Here is a 16,838-nt window from a genome sequence, read left to right on the forward strand (position 1 = left end):
ACGTCTGGCTACAGCGTCAGAGGCAATGCAGTGCAATTAACTTTCAGCGTGATGGCGTGGGGCGGATGGTCCCCGGCTTATCAAGACAGGGAAAGCTGGGCCGATTGGCAAAAAACACTCTCTGAACCAAACAGTACTGTGACGCCGGCGCTGCCTCAGGTGCCGGCGATGCAGCGTCGTCGCTTCAGCCGTTTAAGCCGCATGATGCTCGATGTGGCCTTCCAGTGCGAACCCGCCTCCCAATGCCGCAGCGTATTTGCCTCACGCCACGGCGAGCTCAATCGCACCATAGACCTGCTCCACAGCGTCATCATCCGTGAGCCGTTATCTCCCATGGGTTTCAGCCAGTCGGTGCACAATACCGCCAGCGGCCTGTTTGGCATTCTCAGCGAAAACCGCGCCGCCTCGACTTCAGTCGCCGCCGGCACCGAGAGCCTATCGCAGGCGATGGTGGAAGCCTATGCCCAGCTGTGTGAAGATCCAAGCCCGCTGCTGCTGGTATTTGGCGATGATCCTGTACCGCCCGTCTATAACGACTACACCGAAGAATTTGAACTGCCACTGGCGCTGGGCATGGTGCTGGCGCCAGCGTCTTGCGGCAAGCCGCAACTGACCTTGTCCAAAGGAGCCGAGCTCGAACCCATGAGCTACGGCCAACTGCTGGCAAGCCTTGCCAAAGGCGAAAACTGTCAGGGCCACCTTTCCGGTTTCGACTGGAGCCTGAGTCATGACTGAGCACACCCAGAAGCTTGCGCGCCGCTCGCCCTGTCAGCACCGACTGACCGGGCTTGCCTATGTGCCGCGCTGGCTGGGTGGCATGCTGTGCTACATCTGTTTTGGCCTCGGCGGCCTGTTAAGCTCGCTGACCATCTTACCGCTGCTGAAATACTGGCCCGGCAAACCCGAGGTTCGTATCAAGCGGGTACAAAAAGCCGTGCACCTGATGTTTCGCGGTTTTGTGCACATGTTGTCGGCGGCGGGCGTGATAAAACTGGAAACCAAAGAGGTGGAGCGGCTCGCCAATGCCGAAGCCATGCTGGTGATTGTCAACCACCCCACTCTGATTGATGTGGTGGTGCTGATAAGCCTGATGCCCAACGCAGGCTGCATCGTAAAGCAGGGGCTTTGGCGCAACCCTTTTATGCGCGGCGTGGTGTCGGCGGCGGGTTATATTCCCAACCGCGGCGCCGAGCTGCTGCTGGATGACTGCCGCGATGTACTCGGCCGCGGCACCAATCTGATTATCTTCCCCGAAGGCACCCGTACCGTGCTTGGCGAGCAGATAAACCCTTTTGCGCGCGGCGCGGCCAATATCGCCCTGCGTACCGGCAGTGACATACTTCCTGTGTTGCTGCACACCAAGCCCCCTGGCCTGACTAAGCAGGACCCCTGGTGGGAAATTCCCCGGCGCACCATTGGCATGACGGTAGAGGTAGGAACGCCCATCTCCGCCATGGACTATAAGGCCGAGGAAGGAGGAGATGCCAGGATGGCGCGAATACTGACCAGGGACATGGAAAACTATTATAAACAAAGACTTGAAATAGAATTATGACATTACACGACCAAATCAAACAGCTGATCATCGACTGCCTCGACCTGGAAGACGTGACCATTGCTGACATAGAAACCGACGCGCCGCTATTCGGCGACGGCCTGGGACTGGACTCCATCGACGCGCTCGAGCTGGGTCTGGCCATTAAGAAGCTATTCGATGTGAAGATTGAAGCCAACTCCGACGCGACCAAGGCTCACTTCTACAGCGTGGCAACCCTTGCCAGCTTTATCGAATCCCAGCGTGGTCAGGAGTAAGGCTATGGACAATCGCGAGCAAATTCTTGAAAAGCTGACCACCATTCTGGTGGACGATTTTGAAATCGACGCCGATGCCATCAGCCTGGAAGCCAACCTGTATCAGGACCTGGATCTGGACAGCATCGATGCGGTGGATCTGGTGATCAAGCTGCAGCAGCTCACCGGCAAAAAGATTAAGCCCGAAGAGTTCAAATCGGTGCGCACCGTGGAAGATGTGGTTAACGCCATCGAGGCTCTGGTTCAGGGCTGATGCGGGTTATTGAGGTATTGACGGCGGCGTTGCTGCTCGTCTACCCGCTGGCGGTTTGGCTGGGGCTGAATTACCTGCCTCCCGGCGTGCTGGCAGGTATGCTGTGTCTGCTGCTATTGCTGCGGCTGGTGTTAAAGCGCCAGCAACTCAAAGCCATGGCACTGCCGCTGCTGGCCGGGGTACTGCTTACCGCCGGCAGCTTGCTGGCCAAACGCCAGGATTGGCTGCTTTACTACCCGATAGTCATTAACCTGACCATGCTCGGGGTGTTCGGCCAGTCACTGCTGCGCGGGCCCAGCATGGTGGAGCGGCTGGCGCGCCTCGGCGAGCCGGACCTGCCCGATGAAGCCATACCTTATCTTCGAAAAGTCACGGCGCTTTGGTGCCTGCTCTTTGTGGTAAATGGCGGCATGGCCTTTTATACCGCCCACTTTACCAGCCTGGAAATCTGGACCCTGTACAACGGCCTGATTGCCTACATTCTGATGGGCATACTGGCTGGCGGGGAGTGGTTGTACCGCACCTTTATTCTGAAAAAAGGTGCCTGACATGTGGATAGCATCGCGATGACGTCTCTGCTCTACAACGCCCTGACACGCGGCCCGGCGGCCCAGCAGCTGATAAGCTTCAATCACCACGATATTCTTACCGGGGCGCTGTTTACCACCCAGGTGCATCATCTGTGGCAAACCCTCAGCCACAAGAGTGAACAGCGCTGGTTACTCTCCTGCGAAAGCTCCGACTTGTTCGCCATCGGTCTTTGCGCCGGTTTGCTGGCGGGCAAAGAGCTGGTACTGCCACCCAACACCCAAAGCGGCACCTTAAGTCAGCTCACCCAGAATTTCGATGCCGTGCTCTCGGATGTGCCCCTGTGTGAAGGCCACGACTGGGTTGCCCTGAAAAAAGAAACCGCCCAACCACCGGCCGCCTGGCCCGATGCCACGCCCAGCGGCAGCCTGACTTTATACACCTCAGGCTCCAGCGGCGAGCCCAAGGCGGTGAAAAAGACCCTCGAACAGCTCGACGTCGAAGTCAGCACCCTCGAGGCCACCTTTGCCTCAGCCCTGCCCCATTGCAGTGTTATCTCCACCGTTTCCCACCAGCATATCTATGGTTTGCTGTTTAAAATTCTCTGGCCACTGGCAGCCGGACGGCCGTTTTTAAGCGATTTGGTGGAATACCCCGAGACCCTGAGTTACTACACGGCACTGCTGCCAAACCTGTGCCTTATCAGTAGCCCGGCGCAGTTAAGCCGCCTGCCGGACGCCCTTGATAATGAGCGGCAATTTCACTCGCCCAGCCTGGTGTTTTCATCGGGGGGGCCTTTGAGTGAAGACGCCGCCCGCGGCATCCAGAAGGTTTATGGTAGCCTGCCCATCGAGGTCTACGGCAGCACAGAGACCGGCGGCATTGGCTGGCGCAGACAAGCCTCGGCTACCGAGGCATGGCAGGCCTTTCCCGGCATTGAGATAGCCCGCGCCGACGATGGCGCCCTGCTGCTGCGCTCGCCTTATCTCGACAATCCCGCCGAAACCCTTCGCTGTGAAGATAAAATCGCCATCGATGACAATGGCCGTTTTGTACTGCAAGGCCGGCTGGACCGGATTGTCAAAATTGAAGAAAAGCGCCTGTCGCTGGTGCAGATGGAAGCCCTGCTGGAGAGCCATCCGCTGGTGAGCCGCGCCGTACTGGTGCTGCTGACCGAGCCACGCACCCAGCTTGGCGCTGTGGTGGAGCTGTCGGACAAAGGCAAGGCTCTGCTGGCCGAAGAGGGCAAACTTGCCCTCAACAACCAGTTGAAGGCGCATCTGTTAACCGAATTTGAGCGGGTCACCCTGCCAAGGCGCTGGCGTTACCCCGACGAGCTGCCACTGAATCAACAGGGCAAGCGCGTTCACCAAACTTTGATTGAGCTGTTCATCCATGATTAAGTCATTGCTGCCACAGGTTTTGGCGCGCGAAGATACAGACACTGAACTGAAACTCAGGCTCGCCATCGATGCTGACCTGCCGTTTTTCAAGGGCCACTTCCCGGGGCAAAGCGTACTACCGGGGGTGACTCAACTCGATTGGGCAGTGCGTTTTGGCTGCGAACATTTTGGTTATGATGCCAGCGTGGCAAGCCTTGAAGTGCTTAAGTTTCAGCAGCTGATGCTGCCCGGCACCGAGGTGGATTTGCAGATAAGCAACAACGCCGCCAAGGGCAAACTCACCTTCGCCTACAGCGATGGCGAGCGCCGCTTCGGCTCAGGCCGGATAGTGATTGCCGCCCACGGGGACTCTTGATGCGCGTCGCTATCGTCATCCCCAATTACAACCACACCCATGCCATCGAGCGCACCCTGGAAACGCTGGAGCCTTTGGGGCTGCCGGTGTTTCTGGTCAACGATGGCAGCAACGAGGCCACCTGCCATCTGCTGATGGCCCTCGATGCCAAATACCCATGGGTGACTCTGCTGCACCACCCCTTTAACCGGGGCAAGGGCGCGGCGGTGATGACCGGTCTGCGTGCCGCCTACAAAGCAGGCTTTACACACGCGCTGCAGGTGGATGCCGATGGCCAGCACACCCTCAATGACATTCCAAAACTGTTAAGCGCCGCCAACGAGCACCCGGATGCAGTGATTTCGGGACGGCCCCAGTACGATGACTCTGTGCCCAAGGGCCGCCTCTATGGCCGCTACATCACCCATTTCTGGGTGTGGGTCGAGACCCTGAGCTTCGATATTCAGGACAGCATGTGCGGCTTTCGGGTCTATCCGCTGGCCGCAACCGAAGCGCTGTTTTTAAGCGAGCAGCTCGGCGAGCGCATGGATTTTGATATCGAAGTACTGGTCAAGCTCTACTGGCGCGGTGTCGATGTGGTGCATGTGCACACAGCGGTGATTTACCCCGAGGACGGCGTCAGTCATTTTCAGGGCTTTGCTGACAACGTGCGCATCAGCGCCCTGCACACCAAACTCTTCTTTGGCATGCTCAAACGCCTGCCAAGCCTGCTTGGCCGGGGAAGAAAGCAAGCCCACTGGTCGTCCATCAGCGAGCGGGGCAGCTATTGGGGCATTAAACTTCTGGCCGAAAGTTACCGCTTCGGTGGCCACTGGCTGTGCCGCGCCATTATGTATCCGGTGATTGCGTACTTCTTTATGACCGGCGGCGCTGCCCGCAAGGCGTCGATTGAGTTTCTGGAGCGGGTAAAGGCGCTGGAGCCAAACCATCCAGCGCTGCAGCCACAGGTCGGTTGGCGCCACAGCCTCAGGCACTTTCTCGCCTTTGGCAATGCCGCCCTTGACCGTATCGATGCCTGGTGTGACCGGATTAAACTGAGCGAAGTCGATTTCCCCGAGAGGGCGCTGCTGGCAGACATGCTGGAGCGCGGCCAGGGCGGTGTGCTCCTGGTATCGCACCTTGGCAACCTTGAGCTTTGCCGCGCCATCTCCATCCACCAGCGCAAGGTGAAAGTGAACGTGATGGTGATGACCGCCAACGCCGAAAACTTTAACAAGGTGCTGAAGCAGCTCAACCCGGACAGCGACCTAAACCTCATTCATATCAATAAGCTGGACCCATCAACTTCCATCATGCTGGCAGACAAAATCGCCGCTGGCGAACTGGTGGTGATAGCAGGGGATCGCACCGCCAGCGGCAATGCTGGCCGGGTGGTGGAAGTGCCTTTCCTTGGCGAAACGGCACCTTTCCCACAAGGACCCTTTATTCTGGCGAGCCTGCTGGACTGTCCGGTATTTCTGATGTTTTGCCTACGGGAGCAGGGCCGATACCGGGTGCATGTGGAACCCTTTGCCGACACCCTCAAAGGCCCCAGAGCCGGCAGAAGTGAACGTATTCAAAACGCGGTGGTGCGCTATGCCGAAAGGCTTGAGCACTACGCCCGCAAAGAGCCACTGCAGTGGTTCAACTTTTTCGATTTTTGGCGCCGCGGCCAATGAGGCTTTGGGCCCGGGCAGACGCCACAGGAACGGTAAAATGACTAACCAATCAACTGAAATGAAAGAGACTGTTAAGTTTGGCTACGGCGCCCTGACCATAGAGCAGGTAGTCGCCATCGCCAAAGGCGCCAGGGTTGAGCTGAGACGCGACCAGGAATACGTGGAATACATCCAGCGCGGCGCCCGCTTTATCGACAGTCTGCTGGCCGAAGAAGGCGTGGTTTACGGCGTCACCACGGGTTACGGCGACTCCTGCACTGTGACTGTAGGACTGGATCTGGTGCACGAGCTGCCGCTGCACCTGTCGCGCTTCCACGGCTGCGGCATGGGCCGCGAGCTGACGCCCATGCAGTCCCGCGCTGTTATGGCCTGTCGCCTGAATTCACTTGCCATCGGCAAGTCCGGCGTCAGTTTTGAGCTGCTCGAGCGCATTGAAACCCTGATTAATGAAGACATCTGCCCGGTTATCCCGGAAGAAGGCTCGGTGGGCGCCAGCGGCGATTTGACTCCGTTGTCGTACCTCGCCGGAGTGCTGATTGGCGAGCGCGACGTGTTTTACCGCGGCGAACGTGTGCCCAGCAGTGAAGTGTTCCAGAAGCTGAATATCACCCCACTGAAGCTGCGCCCGAAAGAGGGCCTTGCGCTGATGAACGGCACTGCGGTGATGACGGCGCTGGCGTGCCTTGCCTTTGATAGAGCAGACTACCTGACCCGCCTGTCGTCACGCATTACCGCCATGGCATCCCTGACTCTCAAGGGCAACTCCAACCATTTCGACGATATTCTGTTTGCCGCCAAGCCCCATCCGGGCCAAAGCCAGGTAGCCACCTGGATCCGTGACGACCTCAACCACCACGAGCATCCACGCAACTCCGACCGGCTGCAGGACAGATACTCCATCCGCTGCGCGCCCCACATCATAGGCGTGTTGGCCGACGCCCAACCGATGCTGCGCCAGTTTATTGAGAACGAACTCAACAGCGCCAACGACAACCCGATTGTCGACGGCGAGGGCGAGCACATTCTCCACGGCGGCCACTTCTACGGCGGCCATATCGCCTTTGCCATGGACAGCCTCAAGAACCTGGTGGCGAATATCAGCGATGTGATTGATCGCCAGATGGCGCTGGTGATGGATCCCAAGTTTAACAATGGCTTGCCTGCAAATCTCTCAGGCGCCGAAGGTGCCCGCCGCCCCATCAACCACGGCTTCAAGGCAGTGCAGATTGGCGTATCGGCCTGGACCGCCGAAGCGCTCAAGCTGACCATGCCCGCCAGCGTATTCTCCCGCTCCACCGAGTGCCATAACCAGGACAAAGTCAGCATGGGCACCATTGCCGCCCGCGACTGTTTGCGGGTGCTGGAGCTGACCGAGCAGGTGGCCGCGGCGGCATTGCTCGCCATGGCGCAGGGCATGCGCCTGCGCATCCGTCAGGGCGAGCTGTGTGAGTCGTCACTTACCGCTTCCGTGGCCAAGACCCTGGCCCAGGTCAGCGAGGCCTGCCCTCTGGTGACCGAAGACAGACCACTCGAAGCCACACTGCGCCAGACGCTGGCACGGATTCAGGCCGCCGAGTGGGAGGTGTGCCGATGAAATCTCTGCTTCACGCCGAGACGGAAATCATTATTCCCTTCCACGATGTGGATCCGATGCAGATAACCTGGCACGGTAACTACTTGCGTTACTTCGAAATTGTCCGCTGTGAACTTCTGGACAAACTCGACTACAACTACCGCCAGATGCAGGAATCCGGCTTTGCCTGGCCGATAGTGGATGTGCAGATAAAGTATGTTCGCAGCAGCACATTCGGGCAGAAAATTCGCGTCAGCGCCGATCTGGTGGAGTGGGAAAACCGCTTACGGATTAACTATCAGGTGCGGGATGCCGAAAGTGGCGAGCGGCTTACCAAGGGCTACACCATTCAAGCCGCTGTGGACATGAGCAATAACGAACTCTGCTTTGTCACGCCCGAGGTATTTCAAGCCAAAATTCGCCCACTGCTGGGCGAAGCAGACGCCTGAGCTTCGGCTGAAGCTCGCCATAATGTTTAACGCTGAGCGCATAAAGAGGTATCTATGGGGCTGATTGTTAAGTTTTGCGTTGGAATACTGGCATCCGTGCTGGTCTGGCTGCCAGTGCAGGCAGAAGACACTGCCCAGAACACAGACGTCAATCTCGGGGCGCTCAGCACGGCCCTTAAGCCACAGGGCGCGGTGCGCGGCGAGTTTGAACAGACCCGCACCCTCAAGGCGTTAAAGCGGCCGCTGGTCAGCCGCGGCAGTTTCGTGTTCTCGCCCGAGCAGGGGCTGATGTGGGCACAAAGCCAGCCCTTTGAAAATTTACTGATTTTAAGCGAAACCCGCATGCTGAGCCGCGACAGTGAAGGTCTGTGGCAGCAAACCGAGGTGGATGCCAAGGCGGGCCCAGCGACTTTAATGCCCATGCTGGTCAAGGCGATGATGGGCGGCGATGTGGCCAAATTGGAGCAGCATTTTTCGCTCACCTTAAACATGACAGACAATCGCTGGCAACTCAGCCTCACTCCAAAAGATGACGACATCAAGGCGCTGTTTGCCGCCATTGAGCTTGAGGGCAGTTTTGTCAGCGAGGCAAGCCCTGAAGGTGCTAGTGCCAGCGCCAGCACAGACCGGCTGAAACTTATCAGCCCCAACGGCGATGTCAGCGATATCCGCTTCAGCGCCCAGCAAAGCGGGCCGCTGTCAGACCAAGAGCTGCAGGTTTTTAGGGCGCAAATTGAGTCGGGGCAATAAGTTAGATGGTGCTTGGGGGAAGCGAAATCACAGATAAGCCACAAACTGCAGGCCGCGCAGGGCTCAGGCTCGTGCTCTGGCTATTGTTGCTCGCCGCAGCCGTCGTTTTCGGCGTTAAAACCCTCAGTAACAGGGATGTGGTCGAAACCGACATTCTCGCCATGCTGCCCCATTTGCAGCAGGATGCCCTCACCAGCCGCGCACTTGACAGTCTCGAGACCCGGCTCGCCAACGAAAGCTATCTGGTGCTGACAGGCAAAGACAAAGCCGCAACCATCGAAGCCGCCAAGGCCATGATGGCCGAACTTGCCGCTTCCCCCGCGTTCGCGTCAACACGCAGCGGCAGCGAACTGGACCCCAAAGAAATTTACCGGCTCTACTTTCCGGCTCGTTTTAATCTACTGACCGAATCACAACGCACGCTGCTGGAAAACGGCAAGCTCGATGTGCTCATCAAGCAGGCCGAAATCGCCCTCTACAGCGCCTTCGGTTTTGCCAGCAGCGAGCTTATCAGCGAAGACCCTTTGCTGCTGTTTCCGGCGCTGATGCAGAGCTTTGGCAAGGGCCACCGCCTCTCTGAAGAAGACGGCATCTTGCTTGGTAACTCAGGCGGCCAAACTGCCGCCATCATCATGGCCAAGGGCAAAGACAGCGTATTCAGTCCCAAGGCGCAGGAAGCTCAGCTCGAAGCCATCAATGCCGCCTTCACCAGGGTAAACCAGGGCAAGCAGCTGAGCCTGCTAAAGGCCGGCGCCCTGTTCCACGCCCATGAGGCCACCCAAAGCGCCAAGGCCGAGGTATCCCTGATTGGCTCACTGTCGCTTGCTGGCGTGGTGCTGCTGGTGCTACAGAGCTTCCGCTCACTGATGCCGCTGCTGATGGCAAGCCTTACCCTTGCCAGCGCCATGGTGAGCGCGAGCCTCTTTACCATACTGATTTTCGGCAAATTACACCTGCTCACGTTGGTGTTTGGCACTTCGCTGATTGGCATTGCCATCGACTACAGCTTCCATTTTTATGCCGAGCGCATCGGCCGCAATGAGCGCGCAGGCCAAACACTGAGCCGCATTCTGCCAGCACTGACGCTGGCTCTGACCACCAGCGTGCTCGCCTATCTGGCGCTGGGCTTCACTCCTTTTCCGGGCATGCAGCAGGTTGCGGCCTTTTGCGGCGGCGGCCTTATCGGCGCATATCTGACTTTGTATCTTGCCTATCCGGCTCTGGCGGGTAGCCGTATTCAGGGCTCAGGTTCGGCCATCAAGCTGGCCTCTCGTTTTCTTTCGCCGTTCGAAACCACAGGCCCCAAGGCGCTGGCCGTGGCAGGCATGGTCATCCTTTTTGTTGGCACCGCTGGGCTTGGCAAGCTGCAAACCCGCGATGATATTCGCAGCCTGCAGCAGGGCTCGGACGCGCTGATGGCCGAAGAAGCCAAAGTTCGAACCCTGCTCTCGGGCGGGGTGGATAATCAGTTTTTATTGGTGCGGGCCGAGTCGATGCAGGCGCTGCTCGAAAGACTCGAAGCCCTCTCGCCTGTGCTCGCTCAGGCCGAAAAAGACCAACTGCTGCAAAGCCATGTCAACCTTGCCGATTACCTGCCATCCAGGGCGCGGCAGCTGGAGGACTATCGCCTGCAACAGCAAATTTATGGCCCAAGGCTTGGCGACATAGTCGCGCGCTTGGGGCTGGAGCCTGAGCTCGAAGCAGAGCTTCGGGCCAAATACCAGGCCGGTGCTCAAACGCCCATCGAAGCGGATGCCTTTTTTGCCACTGCGCTGGGGGCGAGCCTCAAGCCACTGCTGCTTGAGCCCACGGCAAAAGATGCCAGCGCTCCAGAATCAGCTACCCGGGAATGGGGCGCCATGGTGCTGCTTGGCGGCATTCAGAACTTACTGGCACTTAACCAAGCGGTAGCGACTCTGCCGGGGGTAACCCTGGTCGATAAGGTGGGCGACATCTCCAAATTGATGGGAGAGTATCGCCAAACCACCCTGTGGCTGCTGGCGCTGGCACTCTTTATCGCCTTTGGGGTGTTTGCCCTGCGTCACCCCTGGAAACTTGCCGCTGCCATGGTGGCGGTACCGGCGCTGGCGGCACTGCTCAGCCTGTCGCTGCTGGGGCTGCTGGGTTCGCCATTGACTTTATTCCATGCACTGGCACTGCTGCTGATATTTGGCATAGGCGTGGATTACAGCCTGTTTTTCGCCAAAGATGAAAACCGGGAAGATGGCCACAGAGTCATGCTGGCGGTGCTGTTGTCAGCCAGCTCCACCACCCTCGCCTTTGGTCTGCTGGCACTCAGTAACACCCCGGCAATACACTATTTTGGCCTCACGCTGGCCCTCGGGATTGGCTTTACCCTGCTTCTCTCGCCCCTCATTCACACGTTTAAAAGGAAACTGAACTAGATGCACTCTGGAAATAGCAAGCCGCTCGATATGGCTGTGGATGTTGTGATTATCGGCGCAGGCCCCTCCGGCGCTATTGCCGCCAGCCTGCTGCACAAGGTCGGTAAACGGGTGCTGGTGCTGGAGCGGCAACACTTCCCGCGCTTTTCCATTGGCGAGAGCCTGCTGCCCTGCTGCATGAACTTTATCGAAGAGGCCGGCATGCTGGAGGCGGTCAATGCCGCCGGTTTCCAGTTCAAGAATGGCGCGGCGTTCCGTCGCAATGGCGCCTACACCACCTTCGACTTTACCGACAAGTTCACCGCTGGCCATGGCACCACCTTCCAGGTGCAGCGCGGCAACTTCGACAAGCTACTGGCCGATACAGCCGAGGCCCAGGGCGTGGAAATCCGCTACGGCCACACGGTTGAGCGCATCGACATCAGTGGCAAGCCAAGCCTCTTTGTCAGCACTGAAGCGGGTGACAGCTATCAGGTCAAAGCCGAGTTTATGTTGGATGCCAGTGGTTTTGGCCGGGTGCTGCCACGGCTTTTGGATCTGGAGCGCCCCTCTAATTTGCCGTCACGGATGGCGATTTTTACCCACGTCGAAGACAATATCAGCGATGCCAATTTCGACCGTAATAAGATTCTCATAAGCGTCCACCCAGAACACAAAGACATCTGGTATTGGCTGATCCCGTTCAGCAACGGCCGCTGCTCTCTGGGTGTGGTAGCCGAGCCCCATCTGCTGGCGCGCCTTGATGGCAGCCTGGAAGACAAACTGATGCAGGTGGTGCGCGAAGAGCCGGGCCTTAAAGAGCTGCTGAAAGATGCGGTTGTGGTACAACAGTGCGCCGAACTTAAGGGCTATTCGGCCACTGTGAGCCAGCTTGCCAGCGACAAGTTCGCCCTCCTTGGCAACGCAGGTGAGTTCCTCGACCCTGTGTTCTCCTCCGGGGTGACCATTGCCATGCAGTCCGCCTCACTCGCCGCCCGCACCTTGCTTAAGCAACTGAATGGCGAACAGGTCGACTGGGACAGCGAATATGCCAAGCCGCTGATGACAGGCGTGAACTGTTTTCGCACCTATGTGCAGGCCTGGTACGAAGGCACCTTTCAGGAAGTGATCTTCTTTGAAAATCCCAACCCCACCATCAAGCAAATGATCTGCTCCATCCTCGCCGGATACGCATGGGATACGGAAAACCCCTTCGTGAAAGAATCGCAAAGACGCCTGAATATGGTGGTAGAATTGTGCCGCGAGGCCAAGGCCGACGCTCAAGGGATGGCTTAATGAAATTACGACTGCTGCTGACATGTTTCCTGCTTTTGGCCGCCACCGGCTGTACTCAGCTGTTGCTGCGCCAAACCTGTCTCGGCCTGTCCACCAATGTTAATTACTGTTTGGCTCCCCTCCCCGTACAGGCAAAGGAGTTGAAGGAGAATCCGGACGCCCCAAAGCCGCAACGGGCTCCCAAGGCACCCGCAACAACGCCAGCGCCAACACCGAAGAATCAGAGCCAGACCCAGAAAGTCAGCATAGAAATTAATGGCAAACGCCACGAACTCTTAAGCCAGCTCGAACTCGATGGCCAGCGCCTGTCGGTGGTAGGTTTGGCGCCCATGGGGCAACCGCTTTTTGACGTAAGTTTTGATGGCAACCAATTGATAAGTGAGCAGAGTGTGCTGCTTGGTGACAATTTCCGGGCCGAGTACCTGATTGCCCTGCTGCAACTTATTTATTGGCCCGAACAGGAGCTCAATGCCGCCCTGTCGGGTGGGCAGGTGAGCGAACAAAGCTGCCCTCAGCGTCGATGCAGGATACTGACATCACCGGAAGATGGCGGCATAGTGCACATCAGTTACAGTCATCAGGAACCCTGGCTCGCCACGATAATACTCGAAATGCCTTCAGCCGGGATGAAGCTGAAAATAACCCCCCTGGCTTGACCCGGGCAGGTGCATTTTCAGTTGTAAAGTTTAGGAAAAAACACAGTGACTCAGATAGCCATCACAGACACAGGTTTATGCACTCCCCTTGGGATGAGTGCAGGCGAGATCCTGCCGCGCCTCCTTGCTGGAGACATCAGTGGTATGGTGCTGCGTGCCGACCTGCTGGCAACTGGCTCCACCCTGGTGGGCGAAGTGACACAAGACTTGCCGCAATTACCCGACGCCATGGCGCAATTTGATTGTCGAAACAACCAATTGTTGCTGGCAGCCGCCATGCAGATCGCGCCCACGGTTGCCCGGGCTATCGCCAGTTTCGGCAAAGATCGCATCGGCGTGGTGCTCGGCACCTCCACCTCCGGCATTGCCAAGGGCGAAGAGGCCCTGGCCTACCACGCCGAGCACGGTGAATTCCCCGCCGATTATCATTACTTCCAGCAGGAGCTTGGCAGTACCAGCGACTTTCTGCGTCAGTACTTTGAACTCGATGGCCCCTGCTACACACTCTCTACCGCCTGCTCGTCCAGCGCCAAGGTGTTTGCCAGCGCCAAGCGATTACTCAACGCCAAGCTGTGCGACATGGTGATTGTGGGCGGCGTCGATAGTCTTTGTCGCCTCACAGTCAACGGTTTCGATGCGCTGGAGTCTGTGTCCAAAGGCCACTGCAATCCCTTCAGTGCCAATCGCGATGGCATCAACATAGGTGAAGGCGCGGCGCTGTTTACCCTGGTTCGCGGCGACGGCCCGGTTTTGCTCAGTGGCTGCGGCGAGTCCGGCGATGCCCATCATATTTCAGCGCCTCATCCAGAAGGACGCGGCGCCATCGATGCCATGGGCGCAGCACTCAAAGACGCAGGCCTTAAGCCATCCGACATCGATTACATTAACCTGCACGGCACCGCCACGCCGAAAAATGACGCCATGGAGAGCCGCGCGGTTTGTGCCATATTTGAAGGCCATTTGCCACCCTGCAGCTCCACCAAGCCGCTTACCGGCCATGCCCTCGGCGCCGCAGGTGCCATTGAAGCCGCCTTTTGCGTGCTGCTGTTAAGCCAAGGCAATCGTAGCCTGCCACCTCAGGTGTGGGATGGCATGGCCGACACCAACGACCCTCAGTTACCGCTGGTGCCTATGCCTTCCAGCAAACCCCAGGCTGACCAAGGCCCCATCCGCCATGTGATGAGCAACTCCTTTGCCTTTGGCGGCAGCAATGCCAGTTTGATTTTCAGCCGTGGAGGCCTGCATGACTGACAAGCTTTGGGATGGCGCGCCGCTTTCCAGCATCGACGTGGAAACCTTTTTGCCCCATCGCCGCCCCATGGTACTGATTGACGAGGTGCTGGAGCACGGCCACGACAGCCTGCTCACCGCCACCCATATCAGCGACGCGAGCCCCTATTTTAATGAGGCGCTGGGCGGCGTGCCCAACTATGTGGGCATAGAGTACATGGCCCAGAGCATTGCGGCGCTCGCCGGGGTCGAGGCCACCCTGCGGGGCGAGCCCATTCAGGTTGGTTTTTTGCTGGGGTCGCGCAAGCTGTCCATGCCACTTGCAGTGTTTGCCAAGGGCGAAACCTACACCACTGAAGTGAAACGTCTTTATCAGGAAGACACCGGCCTTGCGGTATTCGATTGCCGCATTTTCCACGGCGCCACGCAAGTCGCCGAGGCCAACGTCAATGTGTTTCAGCCTCAGGACACAGACGCCTATATTCGTGAGAGCCAAGGCTCATCCAACAGTATCTAGCACAGGAGCATAACAATGACTAAAAGAGTCCTGGTGACAGGTTCCAGCCGCGGCATTGGCAAAGCCATTGCCCTGCGCCTTGCATCTCAAGGCTATGATATTGCAGTGCATTACCACTCAAATGTGAATGCCGCCGAAGCAACATGCAGCGAGATTGCCGCCCTTGGCGTGAAGGTCAGCCTGCTTAAATTCGATGTGGCCGACCGCGCTGGCGTGCGCGCCGCCATCGAGGCCGATATCGACACAAACGGCGCCTACTATGGCGTGGTGCTCAATGCCGGCATCAACCGCGACACCGCCTTTCCGGCCATGACAGATGATGAGTGGGACAGCGTAATCCACACCAACCTCGACGGTTTTTACAACGTGGTGCAGCCCACTGTGATGCCGATGATCCAAAGCCGTAAGGGCGGACGCATCATCACTTTGGCATCGGTATCCGGCATTGCCGGAAACCGTGGTCAGGTAAACTACAGTGCCTCCAAGGCGGGGCTCATCGGCGCTACCAAGGCGCTGTCGCTGGAGCTCGCCAAGCGCAAGATCACCGTTAACTGCATCGCCCCCGGCCTGATTGAAACCGACATGGTGAGCGAGTTCCCCGCCGACATGGTCGACCAGCTGGTGCCGATGCGCCGCATGGGCAAGCCGGAAGAAATCGCCGCGCTGGCGGGATTTTTGATGTCCGATGATGCCGCCTATATTACCCGTCAGGTGATTTCGGTAAATGGAGGCATGCTGTGAGCCGCCGGGTTGTGGTCACCGGCTTTGGCGGCATTACCAGCCTCGGCCATGACTGGCCGTCGATTGCCACAAGCCTTAAGGCCATGCAAAACAAGGTAATGCGCATGGACGAGTGGGACAGGTTCGATAACCTCAACACCCGTCTGGCCGCGCCCGTGACCGACTTTGAAGTGCCCTCCCACTATTCGCGCAAAAAAATCCGCTCCATGGGACGGGTGTCGCTGATGGCGACCCGTGCCAGTGAACTGGCGCTGGAAGATGCAGGCCTGCTTGGCAGCGACTTTCTGACCTCGGGCGATGTGGGCATAGCCTATGGCTCATCCACCGGCAGTACCGATCCCCTGATTGGCTTTGGCCGCATGCTTGATACAGGCGATATGTCCGGCATAGATGCCACCAGCTACATTCGCATGATGGCCCACACCACGGCAGTCAACGTGGGGGTGTATTTCGGTCTTCAAGGCCGCATTCATACCACTTCCAGTGCCTGCACCTCTGGCAGCCAGGGCATAGGTTACGCCTATGAAGCCATCAAGTACGGCATGCAAACCGCCATGCTGGCCGGTGGCGGCGAAGAACTTTGCCCCAGCGAAGCTGTGGTGTTCGACACCCTGTTTGCCACCAGCACCCAAAACGCCACCCCTGAGCTGACGCCGAGGCCATTCGATAAACACAGAGACGGCCTGGTGATAGGCGAAGGCGCCTGCACTTTGGTGCTGGAAGAGCTGGAGCACGCCAAGGCCCGCGGCGCCCATATTTACGCCGAACTCATCGGCTTTGGCACCAACAGCGACGGCCTGCACGTGACCCAGCCCAATGCGACCACCATGGAAGGGGCAATCCGTCTGGCGCTGAAAGATGCCGCGCTGGACGCCGATGCCATAGGCTATGTGAACGCCCACGGCACCGCCACCGACAGGGGCGATGTGGCCGAAACCCGTGCCACCGCCGCCGTGTTCGGCAGCCGTATGCTCATTTCGTCGCTGAAGAGTTACACAGGCCACACCCTGGGTGCCTGCGGCGCGCTGGAAGCCTGGTGCAGTATTATGATGATGAACGAGGGCTGGTTCGCGCCCACCATCAATCTTGAACAAATCGACCCCGACTGCGGTGAGCTCGACTATATCCGTGGCGAACTGCGCCAGCTTGAAACGGACTATGTGATGAGCAATAACTTCGCCTTCGGCGGCATCAATACCTCACTGATTTTTAAACGCTGGCGGGCATAGCGCA

Annotated in this window: 18 protein-coding genes; all 18 read left to right on the forward strand. The window is 58.2% G+C overall.

What is annotated here, in order from left to right:
- Positions 1-30 precede the first annotated feature (30 nt).
- The 18 genes from K0H79_RS17620 (at position 31) to K0H79_RS17705 (ending at position 16,834) form a co-directional block, all read left to right on the forward strand.
- Positions 31-735: a beta-ketoacyl synthase chain length factor gene (locus K0H79_RS17620; protein WP_220076692.1), complete on the forward strand. Its 705-nt coding sequence runs from the start codon at positions 31-33 to the stop codon at positions 733-735.
- The gene (locus tag K0H79_RS17625; RefSeq protein WP_220076693.1) at positions 728-1,555 is read left to right on the forward strand and encodes a 1-acyl-sn-glycerol-3-phosphate acyltransferase; all 828 of its coding nucleotides are present in this window, start codon (positions 728-730) and stop codon (positions 1,553-1,555) included. Before K0H79_RS17620 ends, K0H79_RS17625 begins: the two co-directional genes overlap by 8 nt.
- The gene (locus tag K0H79_RS17630) at positions 1,552-1,812 is read left to right on the forward strand and encodes a phosphopantetheine-binding protein (RefSeq protein WP_220076694.1); all 261 of its coding nucleotides are present in this window, start codon (positions 1,552-1,554) and stop codon (positions 1,810-1,812) included. The genes K0H79_RS17625 and K0H79_RS17630 overlap by 4 nt, the downstream gene beginning before the upstream one ends.
- A 4-nt stretch (positions 1,813-1,816) precedes the next feature.
- Complete coding sequence (locus K0H79_RS17635; RefSeq protein WP_126168558.1) at positions 1,817-2,065, forward strand: acyl carrier protein; 249 nt, start codon at positions 1,817-1,819, stop codon at positions 2,063-2,065.
- A complete protein-coding gene (locus K0H79_RS17640; protein ID WP_220076695.1) occupies positions 2,065-2,613 on the forward strand; it encodes a hypothetical protein in 549 nt (182 codons plus the stop codon). Before K0H79_RS17635 ends, K0H79_RS17640 begins: the two co-directional genes overlap by 1 nt.
- 18 nt (positions 2,614-2,631) lie before the next feature.
- Positions 2,632-3,996 carry an AMP-binding protein gene (locus tag K0H79_RS17645; protein ID WP_220076696.1) on the forward strand — a complete coding sequence of 455 codons (1,365 nt, stop codon included), beginning with the start codon at positions 2,632-2,634 and terminating at the stop codon, positions 3,994-3,996.
- Positions 3,989-4,351 carry a thioester dehydrase gene (locus K0H79_RS17650; protein WP_220076697.1) on the forward strand — a complete coding sequence of 121 codons (363 nt, stop codon included), beginning with the start codon at positions 3,989-3,991 and terminating at the stop codon, positions 4,349-4,351. Before K0H79_RS17645 ends, K0H79_RS17650 begins: the two co-directional genes overlap by 8 nt.
- Complete coding sequence (locus tag K0H79_RS17655) at positions 4,351-6,009, forward strand: glycosyltransferase (RefSeq protein ID WP_220076698.1); 1,659 nt, start codon at positions 4,351-4,353, stop codon at positions 6,007-6,009. The genes K0H79_RS17650 and K0H79_RS17655 overlap by 1 nt, the downstream gene beginning before the upstream one ends.
- A gap of 37 nt (positions 6,010-6,046) precedes the next feature.
- Complete coding sequence (gene hutH, locus K0H79_RS17660) at positions 6,047-7,603, forward strand: histidine ammonia-lyase (RefSeq protein WP_220076699.1); 1,557 nt, start codon at positions 6,047-6,049, stop codon at positions 7,601-7,603.
- The gene (locus tag K0H79_RS17665) at positions 7,600-8,031 is read left to right on the forward strand and encodes a thioesterase family protein (RefSeq protein ID WP_220065949.1); all 432 of its coding nucleotides are present in this window, start codon (positions 7,600-7,602) and stop codon (positions 8,029-8,031) included. The genes hutH and K0H79_RS17665 overlap by 4 nt, the downstream gene beginning before the upstream one ends.
- Before the next feature lie 54 nt (positions 8,032-8,085).
- Complete coding sequence (locus tag K0H79_RS17670; RefSeq protein WP_220076700.1) at positions 8,086-8,781, forward strand: outer membrane lipoprotein carrier protein LolA; 696 nt, start codon at positions 8,086-8,088, stop codon at positions 8,779-8,781.
- 5 nt (positions 8,782-8,786) lie between these two features.
- On the forward strand, positions 8,787-11,186 hold the full coding sequence (locus tag K0H79_RS17675; RefSeq protein WP_220076701.1) for an MMPL family transporter: 2,400 nt from the start codon (positions 8,787-8,789) through the stop codon (positions 11,184-11,186).
- On the forward strand, positions 11,187-12,461 hold the full coding sequence (locus tag K0H79_RS17680; protein ID WP_220076702.1) for an NAD(P)/FAD-dependent oxidoreductase: 1,275 nt from the start codon (positions 11,187-11,189) through the stop codon (positions 12,459-12,461).
- A complete protein-coding gene (locus K0H79_RS17685) occupies positions 12,461-13,117 on the forward strand; it encodes a DUF3261 domain-containing protein (protein WP_220076703.1) in 657 nt (218 codons plus the stop codon). The genes K0H79_RS17680 and K0H79_RS17685 overlap by 1 nt, the downstream gene beginning before the upstream one ends.
- A 93-nt stretch (positions 13,118-13,210) precedes the next feature.
- Positions 13,211-14,368, forward strand: a complete 1,158-nt coding sequence (locus tag K0H79_RS17690) for a beta-ketoacyl-[acyl-carrier-protein] synthase family protein (protein WP_258405555.1) — start codon at positions 13,211-13,213, stop codon at positions 14,366-14,368.
- The gene (locus K0H79_RS17695) at positions 14,361-14,864 is read left to right on the forward strand and encodes a hotdog family protein (protein ID WP_220076705.1); all 504 of its coding nucleotides are present in this window, start codon (positions 14,361-14,363) and stop codon (positions 14,862-14,864) included. The genes K0H79_RS17690 and K0H79_RS17695 overlap by 8 nt, the downstream gene beginning before the upstream one ends.
- Before the next feature lie 15 nt (positions 14,865-14,879).
- The gene (locus tag K0H79_RS17700; RefSeq protein ID WP_220076706.1) at positions 14,880-15,605 is read left to right on the forward strand and encodes a 3-ketoacyl-ACP reductase FabG2; all 726 of its coding nucleotides are present in this window, start codon (positions 14,880-14,882) and stop codon (positions 15,603-15,605) included.
- A complete protein-coding gene (locus tag K0H79_RS17705) occupies positions 15,602-16,834 on the forward strand; it encodes a beta-ketoacyl-ACP synthase (RefSeq protein ID WP_220076707.1) in 1,233 nt (410 codons plus the stop codon). The genes K0H79_RS17700 and K0H79_RS17705 overlap by 4 nt, the downstream gene beginning before the upstream one ends.
- Positions 16,835-16,838 lie beyond the last annotated feature (4 nt).

Source organism: Shewanella sp. FJAT-52076, assembly GCF_019457455.1.
GTDB classification, from domain to species: Bacteria; Pseudomonadota; Gammaproteobacteria; order Enterobacterales; family Shewanellaceae; genus Shewanella; species Shewanella zhangzhouensis.